This window comes from Pseudoalteromonas sp. KG3 (genome assembly GCF_030436385.1).
GTDB classification, from domain to species: Bacteria; Pseudomonadota; Gammaproteobacteria; order Enterobacterales; family Alteromonadaceae; genus Pseudoalteromonas; species Pseudoalteromonas prydzensis.
The window spans coordinates 1,554,399-1,575,928 of sequence record NZ_CP098523.1 but is presented as its reverse complement, the minus strand read 5'-3'; the positions used below and the strand labels follow the sequence as shown (position 1 = coordinate 1,575,928).

Here is a 21,530-nt window from a genome sequence, read left to right as displayed (position 1 = left end):
AAGAAATGCCTTAACGCTTGACGTTAAGGCATTGGGAGGCCAACTAAAGGCAGTTAAATTAACTGTCCTTGATGGTTAGCGGTTTAGCCAAGTTGGTAAGATAGCCACTGATTCCGGGGCTGTGAACGAGTAGCTTAAGTTGGCGGCAATATCACCACCGGGGCTGTTTAAAATATTGTCAAACCGCATTACTAAGCCATTTGATTTCTCGGCAACATAAAGGTGATTACCAGTAAACATAATATCGACTGGGTTACCAAGCATGGTTGCCGGGCCTGCGATATTGACACTGACATTACTCAAGCCTGAGCTAGTACCGGCATTATTTAAGACAAAGATTTTACCATCAGTGGCGTCTGCTGCACTGCCTACATCTGAGACAATTAACGAATCACTTAGCGGATCATAATCGATACCATGAATATTGCTTGGAGCTGGGAACGCAGCGCCTGCGGTTGCTGGTGTGATCAGGCGATCTTCGCCTGTAATTGTGCTCATACGGGCCATGAGTTTACTTTTTACTTCATCAAACACGGCAATGGTGCCATTGGTTAATGCAACAAATGCTCGGTCAGTGGCGACATCGTAATCAACATCCCAAGGGCGCGCGCTATTACTTGCTGTGAGTGTGATGAGAGGGCTTGCATCTCCTGTCGTACAGGTTGAAAATACCACAATACTCGGTGTAGTCGCATTATTCTCAGCAACAAAAATTAAGCCACTGTCAGAGGCTACATCCAGGCCTTTTGGTGAAATTAAACCTGTATTTGCACCACTAATAATAGAGTCTTGGCTTAGTGTAAATACTTCCCCATCGCGATGCATAGCAACTTTGTTGGAAATGACAATACCACCTGTTGAAGTTGTGCTGTTGTCAAAGGTGGTATAGCTATTACCTGCCTTATCAAAGGTCACGCTTTCGATTGTTTGACTGGCGTTGTAGCTGCCCAATTCGCTGGTAAGTGGTGCATTGAGACGTGATATTTGCCCAGTTGTTGGACCTGCAGCACCTGGATTGCTACTGACTGCAATACCCATTAATGGCATATTAGCTAGGTAACTGTCTGATACGTCTGCCATGTCATTATGCATGACTGTTTCAGTGATTGATTCTGGCTTAATCGTCGCAGTAACGCTATCTGGGCTGATATCGCCGCTGGCACCTGAAAAAATATTACTGAATACCAGTACTGCATCATTTGATTTTTCTGCGACACGTAAGTCGCTGCCAGTTAAGCTAATATCTACAGGGTTACCAAGCATACTTGCTGGGCCTGCAATACTGCGTGCTACTGTGGTGTTGCCATCTGCAAGTGATGCATTGTTGATCACAAATAATGCACCATCGGTTGCATCACTGGCACTACCGACATCAGAAAGCACTAATTTATTGGTGTTAGCATCATAAACAATACCATGAATGTTTACTGATATTTTCTCGCCAGCTGCATTGCTAGGGGTAATGGTGCGTGTCGGCATGGCCATAAAGCCGCCATCAACATAGTTGTCATAGACAGTAACGTCACCATTGGTTAACGCCACATATAAGCGGTCATTGGTATCATCATAAGTAACATCCCATGGCTTTGCATCTGTTACTGTACTTGCCAAAGGTGCTGCATCACCAGCGGCCGTGGCGCCAAAAACAGTGATCTGCATAGCGTTAAAGTCAGCGGCAAAAATAAGTCCACGTTTAGTAGATACATGAATACCTTTAGGATTGGCTAAAGTGGTGTTACTGCCAGTAATAGTGCGGTCACGGTTGCTATCGAACATTGTGCCATCTTCGCGACTCAATACTTGGCAAACAGTACTAAGAGCACCATTGCCGGAATCACTGGCTTGGATCAAATTGCCTAAGCTATCAAATGCGACCCCTTCATTGGCACCACTATTAAATGTTTTTAATTTCGCAGCATTTTGGTCAATTAGATCGATAGTGCCAGCATTATCAGCACCATTATTTGCTAAGATAAAAGTGGCAGCTGCAAAACCCGTAGCGCCATCAACTCCATCAGTACCGTCGCTGCCGTCTGAACCATCAGCACCGTCTGTTCCGTTAGAGCCAGCAACCCCCGCAGTGCCTTGTATACCCGCTGTACCATCGCTACCATCGTCACCATCACAGCCGCTTAAACTAAACAAAATTGCTAAAGTAAGTGCTGATAAGCAAAGTTTACTTGTCATCGATTGAGCGTGAATAGATTGTGTTGTTGCGCCTGATTTGAACGTTTTCATAATTTGTACCTTTTTAAATATTCCATCAAATGTGAACATACAAAGAGTTTTGCTTAAAACAGCCTATACCAATCGTGTTAAGTTATTAGTCATTTATAGCGACGGATAAATAGAGTGATAACAAGGCATAAATTTTAATATGTAGTTGTTCTACATGAAAAATTTATAACGCCGTTAGCGCTTTATTTAGCACGCTAGAAAGGCTAAATATTTAAGTCGATTGGTATTACATAAAAGCGTGAACGCTTTGCTCACGAGTTAACCTCAGTGAATAAACGTGACAGGGGAATAATTGGATGCAAGAAAATGAAAAACAATTAAAGTTTTTTATAGTGATTTGATTTTAAAGTAATAATAAAAAAGGAGCGTATGCTCCTTTTATATTATTTCAACTGACGTTGCTCAAGTGTTTACTCGCTACAGCGTAGTTTAGTCTGCTATAAAGTTTTTAATACTATCGAGTATGCCTTGCGAGCCTAAGCCCATCTCATTGTGCATTTGCTCTTGTGTACCATGCTTGATGAATTCATCTGGTATACCTAAATTTAGGATGCTGACATTTGCTTTTATAGCTGCTAGATACTCATTAACGGCAGAGCCTGCGCCACCAACAATAGCATTATCTTCAAGTGTGATAATAACATCATGATCAACTAATAAGTTGTCGATTAACGCGCTATCTAGTGGCTTCACAAAACGCATATCGACGAGTGTAGCGTTGAGCTCTTTTGCAGCCAGTTGCGCATTATCAAGCAAGGTACCAAACGATAATATAGCGATTTTAACACCTTGCTTAATTACACGGCCTTTGCCGATTTCAAGCTTGGTCATTTGCTCGCAGATCTCAGTTGTGCCAGCACTACCGCGAGGGTAGCGTACAGCGACAGGTTGGTTACACTGGTAGCCTGTGTAAAGCATTTGGCGGCATTCATTAGTATCACTTGGCGCCATGATGATCATATTTGGAATGCAGCGCATAAAACTTAAATCGTAAGCGCCTTGATGGGTTTCACCATCCGCACCAACAATACCTGCACGGTCAATAGCAAATAATACCGGTAAGTTTTGCAGTGCAACATCGTGAATGAGCTGATCATAAGCGCGTTGTAAAAAGCTGGAATAAATCGCCACAACAGGTTTTAAGCCTTCACAAGCAAAACCTGCTGCTAGAGTAACTGCATGTTGCTCGGCAATGGCAACATCAAAGTACTGTTCAGGATACTCTTTTGAAAAACGTACCATGCCAGAGCCTTCACGCATGGCTGGGGTAATGGCCATCAGTTTGTCATCCTGGCTTGCCATATCACACAGCCAGTCACCAAATACTTTAGAAAAAGTCGCAGCTCCCGGTGTTGATTTTGGCAAACTTGAAATCGCAGGATCGAACTTTGGAACGCCGTGATAACCAATCGGATCGGCTTCTGCAGGTTTGTAGCCTTTGCCTTTTTGGGTTTTGATATGCAGTAACTGCGGGCCTTTTAAATTACGCATATTACGTAATGTATCTACCAACATGTTCACATCATGGCCGTCGATTGGGCCGATATAGTTCAAGCCTAACTCTTCAAAAAAAGTGCCTGGAATAACCATACCTTTTAAGTGTTCTTCCATGCGACTTGCTAATTCTTTTACAGGGGGAACACCAGAAAGTAGCTTTTTACTGCCTTCGCGAATGTTTGTGTAAAAACTGCCTGATAAAATACGCGCAAAGTGGTTAGTGAGTGCCCCCACGTTTTCTGAAATCGACATTTCGTTATCATTTAAAATGATTAACATGTCTGATTTTACATCACCTAAGTGATTCATTGCTTCAAATGCCATACCTGCGGTGATCGCACCATCGCCAATAACCGCGACTGTTTTGCGTCCCTTGCCTTCTTTTTGCGCCGCAATAGACATGCCCAATGCCGCAGAAATCGAGGTGCTTGAGTGACCGACACTAAAGGTATCGTATTGGCTTTCTTCACGAAATGGGAAAGGGTGCAGGCCATCTTTTTGGCGAATAGTGTGCATTTGATCGCGACGACCCGTTAAAATTTTATGCGGGTAAGCTTGATGGCCTACATCCCACACTAAACGGTCTTCAGGAGTATTGTAAACATAATGCAATGCAACAGTCAGCTCTACAGTGCCTAAGCCTGATGCAAGGTGACCACTGCTTTGCGACACTGAGTTAAGTAAATAATCACGCAGCTCATTGCTAAATGCAGGTAATTTTTGTTGCGCTAAATCACGCAGTTGGGCTGGTTCGTCAACCAAACCTAATAATGGATACTTGCTACTATCAAGTGTCATGATTTTTAATACATCCTTCGCTAACCAGACGTTATTATAACGCAATGTTACTCTGGTTTTTTAGTTATTTTGTACATCATTATCAGCTCAATCTGAAGCTGCAATTAATAATCGCGTTCTACAATATATTTTGCTAAATTTTCAAGTTCTGTGGTATCGGCATTTATTGCAGCTAAAGCATGCAGTGCTTGTTCAAGTAAGTGTTGTGCTTTTTGTTTTGCACCAGGGAGTCCAAGTAACGCCGGGTAGGTTGCTTTATTGGCTGCAACATCGGAACCTTGTGGTTTTCCTAGTACTTGTGTATCGCCTTCGACATCTAAGATATCGTCTTGTACTTGAAAAGCCAGTCCAATTGCATCACCAAAGCGCTTTAATTGTAATAATGTATGTTGATCGATATCTGTTGCACATAATGCCCCTAAGGTAATTGCGCAGTTTAGTAAAGCACCGGTTTTTAGCTTATGAATACGCTCAAGCTCAACAAGCGTCACCTCGGTGTTTGTTGCGGCAATATCCAAAGCTTGGCCACCCACCATACCTTCAATGCCAGATGCTTTACTGAGTGTTGCGATCATTTTTAGCTGCTGCTGCGCAGGGACGTTAAATGCATGATTGGCAATTAAATCGAACGCCAGTGTTTGCAGCGCATCGCCCGCTAAAATTGCATGAGCTTCACCATAAACAATGTGGCAAGTCGGTCTACCACGGCGCAAATCATCATCATCCATAGCAGGTAAGTCATCATGGACTAACGAATAACTATGAATACATTCTATTGCGGCGGCCAATACATCTAAATCCTGATGCTTTGCCCCTAGCATTCTGCCTGTAGCGTACACCAAAAATGGTCGTAGGCGTTTCCCGCCGTTTAAAACACTATAATGAGTCGCCAGTTTGATACTTTGCTCGGTATCCAGAGGTTGCTCAAAATACCGATTGAGAGTGGCTTCAACATCACGTTGAGCGCATTTAATTTGTTCTGTTATTAGCACTCGTTATTCCAAATCATTTTCAAAGTTAGTAAGCGGTGACTGACTATCATTACCCATCAAAATAGCGACTTTTTGTTCTGCTTGTTGCAACTTGCTAGATGATGCACCAGCCAAAGCGATGCCGCGTTCAAATTGTTTTAACGATTGTTCAAGCGAAAGTTCACCTTGCTCCATTTCTGTGACGATTAAGGATAATTCTTCAAGCGCTTGCTCAAAGCTTAGGTTCTCTGGTTTTTTAGTCGCCATAGTGGATTCAACTTAGATGATAGAAATGTGAGGCCAATTTTAGGGGGAATGCTAAACTAGGTCAAAGGCTGATGCATTTTTTTTGCATAATAAACTATATTCTTGTCACAGATTAAATGCTTTTACTCAGATTTATGCCTTGCAGGTTAAGCATGGTAGATTAAAATGCCAATTAGCGCTAAACGTTTCATTTCATTTTTTTCAGTAAATGGTTTAAGTAATTCAATACATTGCCGATAAGCAGTTAATAATAAAAATTTGCTGCCAGGGCAGTAAAGCATGAGTTCCTTTGGAGGGGTAAGTGGATTTAGCAACCATTATAGGTATTCTCGGCGCTATTGGCTTGATTGTCATGTCCATGTTTTTGAGTAGCAGCGGCGAAGTAGCGATGTTTTACAATACTCCGTCTGTGGTGATTGTATTTGGTGGTTCGATTTTTATCGTGTTATCAAACTATACAATGGGCCAGTTCTTTGGCATTGGTAAAGTGGCTGCCAAAGCGTTTATGTTTAAAATTGAATCCCCAGAAGAACTTATCGAAAAAGCAGTTGAACTTGCTGATTCAGCACGTAAAGGGGGATTTTTAGCACTCGAAGAAGCAGAAATACCAAATGCATTTATGCGTAAAGGTGTCGATATGCTTGTCGATGGCCATGACGCGGATGTAGTTAGAGCGACGCTGCAAAAAGATATTGCCCTTACTTCTACTCGTCATGAATCGGGAGCTGGCTTATTTAAAGCGCTTGCCGATATTGCACCGGCGATGGGGATGATTGGTACTCTCATCGGCCTTGTGGCCATGCTATCCAATATGGATGACCCGAAAGCGATTGGACCTGCCATGGCGGTCGCGCTTTTAACCACTTTATACGGAGCATTTTTGGCCAACGTGGTTGCAATACCAATTCAGGTCAAGTTAGAGCTGCGTAAAGACGAAGAAGCCATGAACCAGCGTTTGATCTTAGATGCTGTACTAGGTATTCAGGATGGTCAAAATCCAAAAGTTATCGAAGGTATTTTGAAAAACTACCTCGCTGAATCAAAACGAAAAGTGGATACTGAGGAGTAAGCATGTCTGATCAAGAGTGCAAATGCCCACCACCAGGACTTCCCGCTTGGATGGGCACGTTTGCGGATTTGATGTCACTATTGATGTGCTTTTTTGTGCTTTTGCTCGCGTTTTCAGAAATGGATGTGCTGAAATTTAAACAAATCGCGGGCTCGATGAAATTTGCTTTTGGTGTGCAAAATAAAATTGAAGTTAAAGATATTCCTAAGGGCACATCGGTTATTGCGATGGAGTTCACACCAGGTAAACCAGAACCGACACCAATAGAAACAATTCAACAGCAAACCGTGGAAATGACTCAGCAAATGTTGGAGTTTCAGGCTGGTGATGAAAGCTCTGCCGGTGGCCGCCAAGAACAACGTGGTAACAAGCGCGGTGGTGAATCACAAAGTACAGCGCAGCAACAAGCTTCTGAGCAGTCAACCGCTGCGGCCGATCAAGAGCAAGTAAATGAGTTGGTGAAAAAAATAGCGCAACAGTTAGAGCAGCAAATCATGGACGGGGCGATTGAGCTGGAATCGTTAGGTCAGCAAATTATTATCCGCATTCGTGAAAACGGCTCATTTCCCTCGGGCAGTGCTTTTTTACAACCCAAATTCAAACCCATTATTCGTGATATAGCCACGCTTTTAAAAGATGTACCTGGCGAAATTACTGTCTCTGGGCATACTGATGATTTTCAAGTATCCAACGAGTTATATACCAATAACTGGGATTTATCATCGAAGCGTGCTGTTGCAGTGGCAACAGAAATGCAAAAAGCACAAGGCTTTGATAAAACCCGTATGGTTGTAGTCGGTCATGCAGAAACTCGTCCATTAGTCCCTAATGATACAGACGTGGACAGACGCCGCAATCGACGCGTAGAAATATCGATCATGCAAGGTAAGGCAAAAGAATCAGATCCGATAGATGTAAAATAAAGGTACTTGGCAAAGTACCTAATTTAGCTTAAAGTGACTTTTTAACAAGTGTAACGGAGTGTACGATGAAAAACGTTGATAAATATAGCTATATGCCGGGTAATGGTGATGGCACAGACGACGATACAAAAACTAAATAAGGTTTATCAGCTTGCCTGAATGGTTTTTATATTGCGTTAGTCTGTTAAGTAAAAGCTGGGTCTTCATGTTAAGCCCAGCTATTTTTATTTTCTACCTGCGTAAGGATTGGTTAGCGTTTCGCTTTGCAGTTATAACCGCTGCTTTCTTTTTATATGGCACTTTAATTTTTTCCAGTCTTAGAGAGCTTGATGAGCCGTATATTTGGCGTTATGTTGTCTGGGCATTTAACGATTTGGCATGGATGGCTTTAATTGCTTATTTGGGCATAAAAGATAAGGTTTACCTTTGGCAAAGTGTGCTTGGTCAACTTGTAGTGATAGCCGCACCTTTATTACAGTTATTTCGGGTGGTTGACCGCCATTTATGGGATTTATCTTATAGTACGTATATGTATCAAACACTGATACCACTGATTAATATAGGCACAGTCGTTGTGTGTTATTTACCGCTAATATACCTATTTATACGCAAGCGCAAATCAGCCCAGTCACTTTAATATTTCGTAACGAGCAGCTCTATGCTAGACTACTGTTTATATAAACAGTTGTCGTGGCTTGTTATGAAACTATACATTGCTGAAAAACCATCTTTAGGTCGTGCCATTGCCGATGCCTTACCAAAGCCTCATAAAAAACATGATGGCTATATTGAAGTGGCTAATGGCGATTGTGTTTCTTGGTGTATAGGTCATTTATTAGAGCAAGCTGAACCGGATGACTACAGCGAACAATACAAAAAATGGCGTTTTGATGACTTACCTATAGTGCCTGAGCAATGGCAGTTAAAGGCTAAATCTAAAACCCGTAAGCAACTTACTGTTCTTAAAAAGTTAATCAAGCAAGCTGAACAGCTTGTTCATGCTGGCGATCCCGACCGCGAGGGTCAGTTGCTGGTTGATGAAGTGATTGAGCAAGTCAAGTTATCACAAGCTAAAAAGCACAGTATCCAACGGTTATTGATCAGTGATTTAAACGTCAGTGCAGTTAAAAAAGCATTAGCGAGTATGCGTACTAATCGTGACTTTATTCCCCTAAGTGTTTCAGCTCTTGCGCGCTCTCGTGCTGATTGGTTGTTTGGCATGAACCTGACACGTGCTTATACCCTGGCAGGGCAAAAAGCAGGGTTTGGTAATGTACTCTCTGTTGGGCGAGTACAAACACCTATTTTAGGCCTAGTGGTAAATCGTGATAATGAAATTGCTAACTTTATAGCAAAACCATTCTATGAAGTGTTTGCCCATTTACATACCCAAGAGCAACAGAGTTTTACTGCTAAATGGCAACCAAGCAAAGCGTGCGAACCTTATCAAGACGAAGAGGGGCGGATATTGCACCGAGGGCTTGCGGAAAATGTTGCAGCACGTGTCACGGATCAACCCGGTGAAGTGACGGCACTTGAGCAAAAGCAGAAAAAACAGCAAGCGCCTTTACCGTATAATTTATCAGCTCTACAAATCGATGCTGCAAAAGCGTTTACGATGCCAGCACAAAAGGTGTTAGATATTTGCCAAGTTTTATATGAACGCCATAAACTTATCACCTACCCACGCTCAGATAATCGCTATTTACCAAAAGACCATCATCAAGAAGCCGCCAGTATTATAAAAGCAATCGCGACGAATGGTGGGCAAAGTGAAGCCAATTGTAATGCGGCAGAGTCGTCAAGACGCAGCAAATGTTTTAATGATGCAAAAGTTGCTGCGCACCATGCAATCATACCTACGGCTAAGCAGTTAAAGTCCGCAACTTTAAATAGCGATGAAGGCAAAGTGTATGGCTTGATTTGTCGTCATTATCTTATTCAGTTTTACCCTGATTATGTTTTTAATGAAACGAAAGTTGCGGTTACCATAGCGGGTGGTTTATTTAAGGCTAATGCTAAACAAGATGTTGAACTAGGCTTTAAAGTGCTGATGGGTCGATCGGAGCTTAAAGATCAGCAAACATTACCACCATTGGTAAAAGGCGAACAACTTCATTGTAGCCATGGCGAAATCATCGATAAAATGACCACGCCACCGGCACATTTCACTGATGCAACGCTGTTAAGTGCCATGACGGGGATAAGTCGTTATGTTAAAAATCCAGATATCAAAAAAATTCTTAAAGAAACGGATGGCTTAGGGACTGAAGCAACTCGGGCAGGTATTTTAGAGCTGTTGTTTAGGCGGCGCTTTTTACAACGCCAAGGTAAATCAATTTTGGCAACCCAGACAGGTAAAGCGTTAATAGGTGTATTACCCGAAGGGTTAGCTAGCCCCGATTTAACTGCAAAATGGGAAGCTTCACTGGGGGACATTGCTGAGCAGCGTATGAGCTATCAGCAGTTTTTAACACCGTTATTAAGCGACTTATCACATTTTATCGATCAAGCAGGGCAGTGTAATAGTCAAGTATTTGCGCAATTACCAAAAACGCCGCAAAAGCGACGTTTTAAAAGCAAGGCAAAACCCAAATCGGCTTAGTTGTTATGGGTAGGCGATTTATTGGTTAAATAACGCAACGGCGGCATTACTCATCGCTTTTATCCCTGTTGGCAGTGCAACCTTATAATCGGGGGCGAACTTACTTGAATGCAACGATGGTAGAGTATCCCCCGATTTTTGTGCAGCAGCGTATTGAGTTTGCTCAACACCACCTAGCCAAAACAAGGTAATTGGAATATTTTTGTCAGTTCGGCCATATAAACCAAAATCCTCACCAGCCATAACCGCTTCTGTTTCAAGTACATTACCTTCACCAATTGCGGCGCTAATTGCACTACGTACAATATTTGTTTGTGCTGGGTTATTGTAAGTTGAGGGGATTGATTCATCTTCATGCACATAGACTTCAGGGGTTAAGCTCTCATCAAGCCCTGCACTAATCGCAATGCCTTTACTAATACGCTTAATTGCAGCAATTTGTTGTAAACGTACTGCGGGATTGTAGCTTCTTAGTGTTAGCTGTAGTTTTACTTGATCGGAAATAACATTGTGTTTAGAACCACCATGAATTGAGCCAACGGTGATCACCGAAGGTTCAAGTGGCGAGAGTTCGCGACTCGTTATTGTTTGCAGTGCTAAAACAATGCGTGAAGCGATCACAACAGGATCAATCGTTGTATGTGGGTAGGCACCATGGCCACCTTTACCTTTTACAGTAATATCAACTGAATCAACACTTGCCATAGTGTATTCGTTTTTCATACTTACTTTGCCTGCAGGTACACTGGCACTAACATGCAGGGCAATGACATGATCAGGAGTTGGGTATTTAGAGAATAACCCTTCTTTAAGCATTGCTTTTGCACCACCACCTACTTCTTCGGCAGGTTGTGCCACCATCATTAAAGTACCCTGCCATGCATCTTTGTGCATAACGAGTTGCTGGGCTGTGCCAATAAAAGAACTCATATGAATATCATGACCGCAGCCATGCATAACACCAACAGTTGCACCTTCGTCATTAGTAACGGTTACTTTCGATGCATAGGGTTTGCCAGTTTGTTCAATAATTGGTAAGCCATCGGTGTCAGTGCGGATCATAATTGTTGGGCCATTCCCATTTTTATAAATTCCAACTACGCCAAACCCGCCAACATTATCAGTGACATCAAAACCAAGTTGTTTGAGTTGTTTTGCTATTTTCTGTCCTGTTTGTTGCTCGTGGTAGGAAAGCTCTGGGGATTGATGTAAATCTAAATAAAGCTGTTCAATCGCAGGCATGGTTTTATCTAGCTTGAGATCTAACGTCGTTGCACTGAGCAATGGACTTATAAACAGTAGGGCGGCGTAAATTTTGTGAAATTTCATAAAAGACCTTTTTGATTTATGGCTTGTGATCTGGGCTTGTAATTATTGTATCTGCCACCATATAAAACCCTAAATAGTCTGATATGGCAATCAATCGTAATGAATAATATGGTAAATGTTAATCCGCAAAACCTTCAGCAAGTATTAGGTGAAACTTCACAACAAAAACTTGTATTACTTAGTTTCTTCTCTGCCCAGAGCCCTGAGTGTCAATCACAAGCAGCCATTTTAGAAAAAATTTCCAGCCAATACGGAGAACATTTACTTGTTGCGACGTTGGATTGTGATATTGAACAGCAATTAGCGGCGCAACTAGCACAACAAATTGGTTTGCAAACACTGCCAACACTGGTGTTCTTAAAAGACTCTGCGCCTGTTGATATGTTAGCTGGTGCGCAGACCGAGCAACAAGTGCGTGATGTATTAGCAAAACATTTACCAGCACAACATGAACTTTTATTAGAGCAGGCTAAACAAGCTTTAATAGCACAAGATCTGAACAGTGCGTTTAATTATGCAAAGCAAGCTTATGAGTTAGATACTACAAATGCTCGCATTAAATTGGTATTGGCAGATATCTGTATTCAAATCCATAAGCTTGATGATGCACAAGCATTGTTGGCATCTGTTGCAGAGAATGAACGTGATGCCTATTTCACTAATATTCAAGCAAAGTGCGAGCAAGCACTTTTAGCACAAGAATCTCCAGAAATAAAAGCACTACAAAGCCAAGTTGAAAAATACCCGAATGATTTAGAGATCCAAGCTGAACTTGCTGATGCATTAAATCAAGCAGGTCGCAAAGAAGAGGCGTTAGAGCTACTTTTTAACATTTTGAAAAAGGACTTAAATTTTGCTCAAGCAAAACCAACCTTTTTAGAGGTTATAGCGTCTTTACCTGATGGCGATAGCTTAGCAGCTAAATATCGTAGAAAGCTCTACAGCATATTATATTAAACAGGTTTATAGCAGATATTGAAAGCACCACAGCGAAATGGTGCTTTTTTATACTAAAAACTTGCTAAATACTAAATTTAAGTAATACTCAAAATCCTCTCGAGAAAAGTTTGTTTGTTTTTTGTCCAGAAAACCATGTGTTTTATGTGTTTTAGTGTGTTTTTTGTGCGAGTTGTACTTTATTTGAAGTTTTCTTTAAAAAACGCTTGCGTAAAATCAGTCGTGCCCTATAATGCGACCCCACTGAGACGGCAGAGCGCAACGCATAGCGGGGCATGAGCTACTTAGTAAGTCGAGTAAAACTTGAGTTTAGATTTTTTAGAAAGTTTAAAATTAAGTGTTGACAAAAAAATAGGAAAGCGTAACATGCGCAGCCCTAGCGAGATAAAGCAATGCGCTTTAATCGCAACGTTCTTTAACAATATAAAGCAATCATCTGTGTGGGCACTCGTACAGATTGAGTTCTAACAGCCAAGCTTAGTTCGCTAAGCGAGGCAAAAAATTTAGAGTCTCAATGTGTTTTCTCGAAAGAGAAACTGAGTGACCAACAGAATAGTTATTTTAATAATTATTCAGCACAGTCAATTCAATATCGAAAGATATTAAATAAATTCAGAATTCATTGAGCAGGTTCTTCATTCTTTATTGGATGGGAACAGAAAAAACTTTTAATTGAAGAGTTTGATCATGGCTCAGATTGAACGCTGGCGGCAGGCCTAACACATGCAAGTCGAGCGGTAACAGAGAGGTGCTTGCACCTTTGCTGACGAGCGGCGGACGGGTGAGTAATGCTTGGGAATATGCCTTTTGGTGGGGGACAACAGTTGGAAACGACTGCTAATACCGCATGATGTCTACGGACCAAAGTGGGGGACCTTCGGGCCTCACGCCAAGAGATTAGCCCAAGTGGGATTAGCTAGTTGGTAAGGTAATGGCTTACCAAGGCGACGATCCCTAGCTGGTTTGAGAGGATGATCAGCCACACTGGGACTGAGACACGGCCCAGACTCCTACGGGAGGCAGCAGTGGGGAATATTGCACAATGGGCGCAAGCCTGATGCAGCCATGCCGCGTGTGTGAAGAAGGCCTTCGGGTTGTAAAGCACTTTCAGTAAGGAGGAAAGGTTAAGTTTTAATAGAGCTTAGCTGTGACGTTACTTACAGAAGAAGCACCGGCTAACTCCGTGCCAGCAGCCGCGGTAATACGGAGGGTGCGAGCGTTAATCGGAATTACTGGGCGTAAAGCGTACGCAGGCGGTTTGTTAAGCGAGATGTGAAAGCCCCGGGCTCAACCTGGGAACTGCATTTCGAACTGGCAAACTAGAGTGTGATAGAGGGTGGTAGAATTTCAGGTGTAGCGGTGAAATGCGTAGAGATCTGAAGGAATACCGATGGCGAAGGCAGCCACCTGGGTCAACACTGACGCTCATGTACGAAAGCGTGGGGAGCAAACAGGATTAGATACCCTGGTAGTCCACGCCGTAAACGATGTCTACTAGAAGCTCGGGTCCTCGGACTTGTTTTTCAAAGCTAACGCATTAAGTAGACCGCCTGGGGAGTACGGCCGCAAGGTTAAAACTCAAATGAATTGACGGGGGCCCGCACAAGCGGTGGAGCATGTGGTTTAATTCGATGCAACGCGAAGAACCTTACCTACACTTGACATACAGAGAACTTACTAGAGATAGTTTGGTGCCTTCGGGAACTCTGATACAGGTGCTGCATGGCTGTCGTCAGCTCGTGTTGTGAGATGTTGGGTTAAGTCCCGCAACGAGCGCAACCCCTATCCTTAGTTGCTAGCAGGTAATGCTGAGAACTCTAAGGAGACTGCCGGTGATAAACCGGAGGAAGGTGGGGACGACGTCAAGTCATCATGGCCCTTACGTGTAGGGCTACACACGTGCTACAATGGCGCATACAGAGTGCTGCGAACTCGCGAGAGTAAGCGAATCACTTAAAGTGCGTCGTAGTCCGGATTGGAGTCTGCAACTCGACTCCATGAAGTCGGAATCGCTAGTAATCGCGTATCAGAATGACGCGGTGAATACGTTCCCGGGCCTTGTACACACCGCCCGTCACACCATGGGAGTGGGTTGCTCCAGAAGTAGATAGTCTAACCCTCGGGAGGACGTTTACCACGGAGTGATTCATGACTGGGGTGAAGTCGTAACAAGGTAGCCCTAGGGGAACCTGGGGCTGGATCACCTCCTTATACGATTTAGAACTTATTTGTTCGTAGTGTCCACACAGATGATTGTTAGTTAGTTTTGCCCATTGGGTTTAACTAATTAATATGCTCTTTAAAAATTTGGAAAAGCTGATAATAAAATTCGTATAAATAACAGTGTTATTTGTACAGAGTTTTCAAAAGTAAAAAAGAATGATAGCAGTATCATTCAGTGCCATTTAGTTAACTCTTATGAGTTGATTGATTGGTATCTACTTTAGTATTCAATATTAACTTCTGGCGAAGTTAAACTGTCACTAACGTATGACTAAACTTTATTGTTTAGTATTGCGACGTGGATTTGATGCTTAGGCAACGCCGCTAATATTTTTGTCGCTGGGCGCATAACGTGTTATGTAACCAAGCAAAAATAGAAAGCAAGGCAGCATAAGTAGCAAAGACCAAGCAAGACCCGTTTGGGTTGTATGGTTAAGTGACTAAGCGTACACGGTGGATGCCTTGGCAGTTGGAGGCGATGAAGGACGTATTAACTTGCGATAAGCCTAGTCAAGCTAGTAAAAAGCACTTGAGACTAGGATTTCCGAATGGGGAAACCCACCTGCTTGCAGGTATCGTTAACTGAATACATAGGTTAACGAGGCGAACGCGGAGAACTGAAACATCTAAGTACCCGTAGGAAAAGAAATCAACCGAGATTCCGGAAGTAGCGGCGAGCGAAACCGGAACAGCCCTTAAGCTTATTATGTGTTAATGGAAGGCTCTGGAAAGTGCCACGATACAGGGTGATAGTCCCGTACATGAAAAGACATTTTAAGTGAAATCGAGTAGGTCGGAGCACGTGAAACTTTGACTGAATATAGGTGGACCATCATCTAAGGCTAAATACTCCCAACTGACCGATAGTGAACCAGTACCGTGAGGGAAAGGCGAAAAGAACCCCTGTGAGGGGAGTGAAATAGAACCTGAAACCGTGTACGTACAAGCAGTAGGAGCAGACTTGTTCTGTGACTGCGTACCTTTTGTATAATGGGTCAGCGACTTATATTTTGTAGCGAGGTTAACCGATTAGGGTAGCCGTAGGGAAACCGAGTCTTAACTGGGCGAATAGTTGCAAGGTATAGACCCGAAACCCGGTGATCTAGCCATGGGCAGGTTGAAGGTTGAGTAACATCAACTGGAGGACCGAACCCACTAACGTTGAAAAGTTAGGGGATGACCTGTGGCTAGGAGTGAAAGGCTAATCAAACCGGGAGATAGCTGGTTCTCCCCGAAATCTATTTAGGTAGAGCCTCGGACGAATACTTACGGGGGTAGAGCACTGTTAAGGCTAGGGGGTCATCCCGACTTACCAACCCTTTGCAAACTCCGAATACCGTAAAGTACTATCCGGGAGACACACGGCGGGTGCTAACGTCCGTCGTGAAGAGGGAAACAACCCAGACCGCCAGCTAAGGTCCCAAAGTCATAGTTAAGTGGGAAACGATGTGGAAAGGCCCAGACAGCCAGGAGGTTGGCTTAGAAGCAGCCATCCTTTAAAGAAAGCGTAATAGCTCACTGGTCGAGTCGGTCTGCGCGGAAGATGTAACGGGGCTAAACTATGCACCGAAGCTGCGGATTTGAGCATACCACCCAAGCTATTTTGATTAACGTTGACAGCGCGAAGCGCACAACGTTCAAGCGTCACCCGAACGTGAGTCGGTGATGATAAAAGATAGTTTCGGGGTATGCTCAAGTGGTAGGGGAGCGTTCTGTAAGCGGTTGAAGGTGTACCGGGAGGTATGCTGGACGTATCAGAAGTGCGAATGCTGACATGAGTAACGATAATGCGGGTGAAAAACCCGCACGCCGGAAGACCAAGGGTTCCTATCCCATGTTAATCAGGGTAGGGTAAGTCGACCCCTAAGGCGAGGCCGAAAGGCGTAGTCGATGGGAAACGGATTAATATTTCCGTACTTGGTATAATTGCGATGGGGGGACGGAGCAGGCTAAGCAAGCATGGCGTTGGTAGTCCATGTGAAAGTGAGTAGGCTAGCGACTTAGGTAAATCCGGGTTGCTGTTAGGCTGAGACACGAGACGAGTCACTAAGGTGATGAAGTTGCTGATGCCATACTTCCAGGAAAAGCCTCTAAGCTTCAGATTATACCGAATCGTACCCCAAACCGACACAGGTGGTCAGGTAGAGAATACTAAGGCGCTTGAGAGAACTCGGGTGAAGGAACTAGGCAAAATCGTACCGTAACTTCGGGAGAAGGTACGCTCCTATCTGTGATGAGACTTGCTCTCTAAGCGGACGGGAGCCGCAGTGACCAGGTGGCTGGGACTGTTTATTAAAAACACAGCACTGTGCAAAATCGCAAGATGACGTATACGGTGTGACACCTGCCCGGTGCCGGAAGGTTAATTGATGGGGTTAGTTTTCGGACGAAGCTCTTGATCGAAGCCCCGGTAAACGGCGGCCGTAACTATAACGGTCCTAAGGTAGCGAAATTCCTTGTCGGGTAAGTTCCGACCTGCACGAATGGTGTAACCATGGCCACGCTGTCTCCACCCGAGACTCAGTGAAATTGAAATCGCAGTGAAGATGCTGTGTACCCGCGGCTAGACGGAAAGACCCCGTGAACCTTTACTACAGCTTGGCACTGAACATTGAACCTACATGTGTAGGATAGGTGGGAGACTAAGAAGCAGAGACGCTAGTTTTTGTGGAGTCGTCCTTGAAATACCACCCTTGTAGTTTTGATGTTCTAACGTTGGCCCCTGAATCGGGGTTACGGACAGTGCCTGGTGGGTAGTTTGACTGGGGCGGTCTCCTCCCAAAGAGTAACGGAGGAGCACGAAGGTTGGCTAAGTACGGTCGGACATCGTACGGTTAGTGTAATGGTAGAAGCCAGCTTAACTGCGAGACAGACACGTCGAGCAGGTACGAAAGTAGGTCATAGTGATCCGGTGGTTCTGAATGGAAGGGCCATCGCTCAACGGATAAAAGGTACTCCGGGGATAACAGGCTGATACCGCCCAAGAGTTCATATCGACGGCGGTGTTTGGCACCTCGATGTCGGCTCATCACATCCTGGGGCTGAAGTCGGTCCCAAGGGTATGGCTGTTCGCCATTTAAAGTGGTACGCGAGCTGGGTTTAGAACGTCGTGAGACAGTTCGGTCCCTATCTGCCGTGGGCGTTTGAGAATTGAGAGGGGTTGCTCCTAGTACGAGAGGACCGGAGTGAACGAACCGCTGGTGTTCGGGTTGTCATGCCAATGGCATTGCCCGGTAGCTACGTTCGGAACTGATAAGCGCTGAAAGCATCTAAGCGCGAAGCAGGCCTCGAGATGAGTTCTCACTAGACTTTTAAAGTCTCTGAAGGGCCGTTGAAGACTACAACGTTGATAGGCAAGATGTGGAAGCATAGTGATATGTTAAGCTAACTTGTACTAATTACCCGTGAGGCTTAACCATACAACGCCAAACGCGTTTTATAATTTACGTCCATGTAAATTACTAAAGCCGCACTACGTGCGTTAAAATCTGTTCCAGACAGATTTTTATGTGATAGTTTAAGCGCAGAAGTTAATAGAACTAAAGTAGATTACTGAAGACTTTTTATTATCAGAAATTCCAAATTTTAGTAAGTTTGATTAAATCGAACTTACACCAAATTTGCTTGGTGACAATAGCGTTTTGGACCCACCTGACCCCATGCCGAACTCAGTAGTGAAACGAAACAGCGCCGATGATAGTGTAGCATTTGTTATGTGAAAGTAGGTCATCGCCAGGCTCCAAATTAAAGAAAGCCCGATTCGAAAGAGTCGGGCTTTTTTCATTTTATGCTTAGTTAGCGAGGGTAAACTGATACCAATACTATTTATTAAGTGATCAAATTTGTCCATGCTCTAAAGCATATATGCTTAACGTTAGTAATATTTGAACGAAACACATTCCACGCTCTACTTACTTGCTCCACAATGTCGTCATAATCTGAAAAAGTACGATTAGATAATACCAATACTATTTAATAAGTGATCAAGTGATCAAATGCATCTTCTTATAAAAATGACTTAGTTTCCTACAAGAACGATATAGAATCGTTTCAAGCTATTTTTATACCAAACATATTTAATTTATGATCTATTTTAATTACCTTCTTTTTATGATCTAATACCCATACATTTGTCATTATCATTGAGTTTAGCTTGTCTACTATTCCTAACTTCCCGTATACCAGAGATGCCCGATTAAAAACGCGTTATGAAGTTATTCGCCTCTTTCTCGAAGTAAAAAATCGTACTGTTGTCGCCAAAACCACACGCGTTAGCCGTAGACTGGTCAATGAGTGGGTTACTGCATACTTATCCGATGGACTTAAAGCGCTTGATATTAAAAAACAATCAGGTCGCCCTTGTGGCTTAACATTAAAACAAAAGTGCCAGCTTAAAGATTATATCTGTGCGCACGCAGTGAAAGAAGAAGGTGGGAGGTTGATAGGTGAAGATATACGCAAATACATTTACGATACATTTGGTGTCCAATACAAACTCAATAATGTCTACCGTTTGATGTGTGAGCTTAATCTTTCATGGATAACGTCTCGTTCTAAACATCCTAAACAGTCAATTGAGGCACAAAAAGACTTTAAAAAATTTCCATTATAATACGATCATCACAATTCCAGGCCACGTGGCGCTTGATAGAGTGGATGTGTGGTTTCAAGATGAAGCGCGATTTGGGCAACAAAATACCACCTCAAAAATTTGGGCTAAAAAAGGCACTAGGCCACGTGTTGTGAAGCAACAGCAATTTCTATCCACTCATATTTTTGGTGCAGTATGCCCCGCAACAGGGCAAACAGAGGCGATTATAGCCCCTTATTTGAGTAAGGATATAATGAAACAACACTTACAACTCATTTCAGATGCTACGCCATGTGGACGGCACGCAGTGGTTATTGTTGATCGCGCAAGCTGGCATATGGGTAATGTTGGTGAAGGGATTAAAAATGTGTCGGTGATACCGTTGCCTCCTTATTCACCAGAACTTAATCCGGTTGAGCAAGTATGGGCATGGATGCGAAACAGAGAGTTATCTAATCGTACTTTTTCAGATTATGACGACATTGTGGAGCAAGTAAGTAGAGCGTGGAATGTGTTTCGTTCAAATATTACTAACGTTAAGCATATGTGCTTTAGAGCATGGACAAATTTGATCACTTAATAAATAGTATTGGTATTATGAAAGAAACTCTCCTAGTTTAAATAGATCATGAATTAAATCAAAATGGTATAACTTTACCCTTCTGTATACTTGCCTTGTGAGCCGAATATATGCGATAAAGTCTCTATATTTATCATACAAATAAAAGGTGTTTCGTGACACGTAAAAAAACAACCAAATCAAAAGGCTCTTCAGGGCTCAATCGTAAAAACAGTGAAAGTTTTATTGCTAAGTTTAGTGCTCACCCTGATACTCAACTATGTGATTCAGGTTTAATGTATAAGGTTATTGATGAAGTGTCAGGCGAACGGGTAACTGACCTAGATACAGTTGTTATCAATCAACGTATTATGCTGGCAGATGGAAGTGTGATTGCAGACAGTTATAAAGCAGGCATGCCTGAAGTGTTTGCATTAGCTGAGGCAATTGAAGGGTTACGACAAGGCATTCTACTTATGTCGGTAGGATCTCGTTATGAATTTGTTATTCCAGCTGAACTGGCCTGGGGCCGTAAAGGTAATGGTGGTAAAATTGGGGCTAATGCGGTGCTGCATTTTGATGTTCGTTTGATACGTTTAGCCTAATAATTACTTAATTAGATCTGTGATTGAGCATTTACTCATCGATTGATTATCAAGCGTTCAGGTTAATTACATCCCCGGATAATTACTACTCATGTAAAGGATATTATGAAACCATTCTCTAGCCGTGTTTATTTATTGCGCCATGGAGAGCTTGCCGAGCAGGGAGTGTTGGCTGGACATACCGACTTTGCTTTAAGCGATATTGGAGTCGAGCAGCTAAATATTGCCTGTGCTGAACTTGTGAATATTGAGCGCATTATTAGCTCTACACTGAAGCGTTGCAGCGTATTTGCTACAGAGCTTGCCAATCGCCAACAAATTCCACTTATCCTAACGGAGCAAATCAGAGAGTTTAACTTTGGCGACTGGGATGGTTGTAAATATGAATATTTATGGCAACAAACACATAGCCCAAGTATTGGTGATTTTTGGCAAGACCCATGGCATGTAACTCCACCCAGTGGAGAGTCTATGGCTGATTTCCATGAACGTGTTGCGACATGGTGGCAAACCCTATTAGTTGATATTGCTAAAACTGAGACTCAAGCGCAGTTGGTGATAACACATGCAGGAGTGATCAAGCAGCTGCTGGCTATAATTTGCCAGTTGCCTAAACAGTCTCAGCAGCAAGATATATTTTCTATCGGCTATGGCAAACTGGTTTGTATTGATATTTTTATTGATGAAAATGCTGTCTCGTGGCCAAAAATTGTATTCTAATCACCCCTATTGTAGCCGTCTAGAAAGATATTCATTGAAATATTTACTCACCTGCCCATAATAGGGCCTTATGTATTTTGGAATGAGGTGAAAGTCCTCAACTGTACCCGCAACTGTAAGTCACATGAGTGATAAGTCAGATACAAAATACGTTAATTTGAATCAATGAGCGGGTTAA

At 43.0% G+C, this 21,530-nt stretch carries 14 protein-coding genes, 3 rRNA genes and 1 riboswitch; of the genes, 12 read left to right on the top strand and 5 right to left on the bottom strand.

The window, feature by feature from the left end:
* Positions 1 to 75 precede the first annotated feature (75 nt).
* The 4 genes from NDQ71_RS07605 to NDQ71_RS07590 all read right to left on the bottom strand — a co-directional run bounded on the left by NDQ71_RS07605 (position 76) and on the right by NDQ71_RS07590 (position 5,771).
* The gene (locus NDQ71_RS07605) at positions 76 to 2,187 is read right to left on the bottom strand and encodes a YncE family protein (RefSeq protein ID WP_301562662.1); all 2,112 of its coding nucleotides are present in this window, start codon (positions 2,185 to 2,187) and stop codon (positions 76 to 78) included.
* Between the two features lie 480 nt (positions 2,188 to 2,667).
* Positions 2,668 to 4,533 (bottom strand): 1-deoxy-D-xylulose-5-phosphate synthase, encoded by a 1,866-nt coding sequence (gene dxs / locus NDQ71_RS07600; RefSeq protein WP_192542058.1) that lies wholly within the window; start codon positions 4,531 to 4,533, stop codon positions 2,668 to 2,670.
* 104 nt (positions 4,534 to 4,637) lie between these two features.
* Positions 4,638 to 5,525, bottom strand: a complete 888-nt coding sequence (ispA, locus tag NDQ71_RS07595) for a (2E,6E)-farnesyl diphosphate synthase (RefSeq protein ID WP_301562525.1) — start codon at positions 5,523 to 5,525, stop codon at positions 4,638 to 4,640.
* Between the two features lie 3 nt (positions 5,526 to 5,528).
* Complete coding sequence (locus tag NDQ71_RS07590) at positions 5,529 to 5,771, bottom strand: exodeoxyribonuclease VII small subunit (protein ID WP_064667295.1); 243 nt, start codon at positions 5,769 to 5,771, stop codon at positions 5,529 to 5,531.
* A 301-nt stretch (positions 5,772 to 6,072) separates the two neighbouring features.
* Here NDQ71_RS07590 and pomA point away from each other — a divergent pair, with 301 nt between their 5' ends.
* From pomA to NDQ71_RS07570, 4 genes are all read left to right on the top strand, one after another.
* Positions 6,073 to 6,840 carry a flagellar motor protein PomA gene (gene pomA / locus NDQ71_RS07585; protein WP_064667296.1) on the top strand — a complete coding sequence of 256 codons (768 nt, stop codon included), beginning with the start codon at positions 6,073 to 6,075 and terminating at the stop codon, positions 6,838 to 6,840.
* 2 nt (positions 6,841 to 6,842) lie between these two features.
* Positions 6,843 to 7,763, top strand: a complete 921-nt coding sequence (locus tag NDQ71_RS07580; protein WP_192542059.1) for a flagellar motor protein MotB — start codon at positions 6,843 to 6,845, stop codon at positions 7,761 to 7,763.
* Between the two features lie 151 nt (positions 7,764 to 7,914).
* Positions 7,915 to 8,400, top strand: a complete 486-nt coding sequence (locus NDQ71_RS07575; protein WP_192542060.1) for a hypothetical protein — start codon at positions 7,915 to 7,917, stop codon at positions 8,398 to 8,400.
* Between the two features lie 63 nt (positions 8,401 to 8,463).
* Positions 8,464 to 10,368 carry a DNA topoisomerase III gene (locus NDQ71_RS07570; RefSeq protein ID WP_192542061.1) on the top strand — a complete coding sequence of 635 codons (1,905 nt, stop codon included), beginning with the start codon at positions 8,464 to 8,466 and terminating at the stop codon, positions 10,366 to 10,368.
* An 18-nt stretch (positions 10,369 to 10,386) separates the two neighbouring features.
* On the opposite strand, the gene NDQ71_RS07565 is transcribed toward NDQ71_RS07570, so the two are convergent.
* A complete protein-coding gene (locus NDQ71_RS07565; protein ID WP_192542062.1) occupies positions 10,387 to 11,697 on the bottom strand; it encodes a M20 family metallopeptidase in 1,311 nt (436 codons plus the stop codon).
* Positions 11,698 to 11,796: 99 nt separating this feature from the next.
* Here NDQ71_RS07565 and NDQ71_RS07560 point away from each other — a divergent pair, with 99 nt between their 5' ends.
* From NDQ71_RS07560 to NDQ71_RS07525, 8 genes are all read left to right on the top strand, one after another.
* Complete coding sequence (locus tag NDQ71_RS07560; RefSeq protein ID WP_192542063.1) at positions 11,797 to 12,654, top strand: tetratricopeptide repeat protein; 858 nt, start codon at positions 11,797 to 11,799, stop codon at positions 12,652 to 12,654.
* 669 nt (positions 12,655 to 13,323) lie between these two features.
* A 16S ribosomal RNA gene (locus tag NDQ71_RS07555) occupies positions 13,324 to 14,865 on the top strand.
* Positions 14,866 to 15,307: 442 nt separating this feature from the next.
* Positions 15,308 to 18,296, top strand: a 23S ribosomal RNA gene (locus tag NDQ71_RS07550).
* 204 nt (positions 18,297 to 18,500) lie between these two features.
* Positions 18,501 to 18,615 (top strand): 5S ribosomal RNA (gene rrf / locus NDQ71_RS07545).
* The 16S, 23S and 5S rRNA genes sit together here, the layout of an rRNA operon.
* Before the next feature lie 415 nt (positions 18,616 to 19,030).
* Positions 19,031 to 19,489, top strand: a complete 459-nt coding sequence (locus tag NDQ71_RS07540) for a winged helix-turn-helix domain-containing protein (protein WP_301561660.1) — start codon at positions 19,031 to 19,033, stop codon at positions 19,487 to 19,489.
* Between the two features lie 25 nt (positions 19,490 to 19,514).
* The gene (locus tag NDQ71_RS07535) at positions 19,515 to 20,048 is read left to right on the top strand and encodes an IS630 family transposase (protein ID WP_301561659.1); all 534 of its coding nucleotides are present in this window, start codon (positions 19,515 to 19,517) and stop codon (positions 20,046 to 20,048) included.
* Positions 20,049 to 20,203: 155 nt separating this feature from the next.
* The gene (locus tag NDQ71_RS07530) at positions 20,204 to 20,632 is read left to right on the top strand and encodes an FKBP-type peptidyl-prolyl cis-trans isomerase (RefSeq protein WP_301562524.1); all 429 of its coding nucleotides are present in this window, start codon (positions 20,204 to 20,206) and stop codon (positions 20,630 to 20,632) included.
* Between the two features lie 105 nt (positions 20,633 to 20,737).
* Entirely contained in the window at positions 20,738 to 21,352 is a 615-nt protein-coding gene (locus NDQ71_RS07525) for a histidine phosphatase family protein (protein WP_192542584.1), read from the top strand.
* Positions 21,353 to 21,393: 41 nt separating this feature from the next.
* Positions 21,394 to 21,519: riboswitch (cobalamin riboswitch) on the top strand.
* Positions 21,520 to 21,530 lie beyond the last annotated feature (11 nt).

What these genes read in the sequence shown, in the direction of transcription:
- NDQ71_RS07605 (WP_301562662.1), bottom strand. Translation starts at nt 2,187, where the DNA reads ATGACAAGTAAACTTTGCTTATCAGCACTTACTTTAGCAATTTTGTTT.
- dxs (WP_192542058.1), bottom strand. Translation starts at nt 4,533, where the DNA reads ATGACACTTGATAGTAGCAAGTATCCATTATTAGGTTTGGTTGACGAA.
- NDQ71_RS07590 (WP_064667295.1), bottom strand. Translation starts at nt 5,771, where the DNA reads ATGGCGACTAAAAAACCAGAGAACCTAAGCTTTGAGCAAGCGCTTGAA.
- NDQ71_RS07580 (WP_192542059.1), top strand. Translation starts at nt 6,843, where the DNA reads ATGTCTGATCAAGAGTGCAAATGCCCACCACCAGGACTTCCCGCTTGG.
- NDQ71_RS07570 (WP_192542061.1), top strand. Translation starts at nt 8,464, where the DNA reads ATGAAACTATACATTGCTGAAAAACCATCTTTAGGTCGTGCCATTGCC.
- NDQ71_RS07565 (WP_192542062.1), bottom strand. Translation starts at nt 11,697, where the DNA reads ATGAAATTTCACAAAATTTACGCCGCCCTACTGTTTATAAGTCCATTG.
- NDQ71_RS07560 (WP_192542063.1), top strand. Translation starts at nt 11,797, where the DNA reads ATGAATAATATGGTAAATGTTAATCCGCAAAACCTTCAGCAAGTATTA.
- NDQ71_RS07525 (WP_192542584.1), top strand. Translation starts at nt 20,738, where the DNA reads ATGAAACCATTCTCTAGCCGTGTTTATTTATTGCGCCATGGAGAGCTT.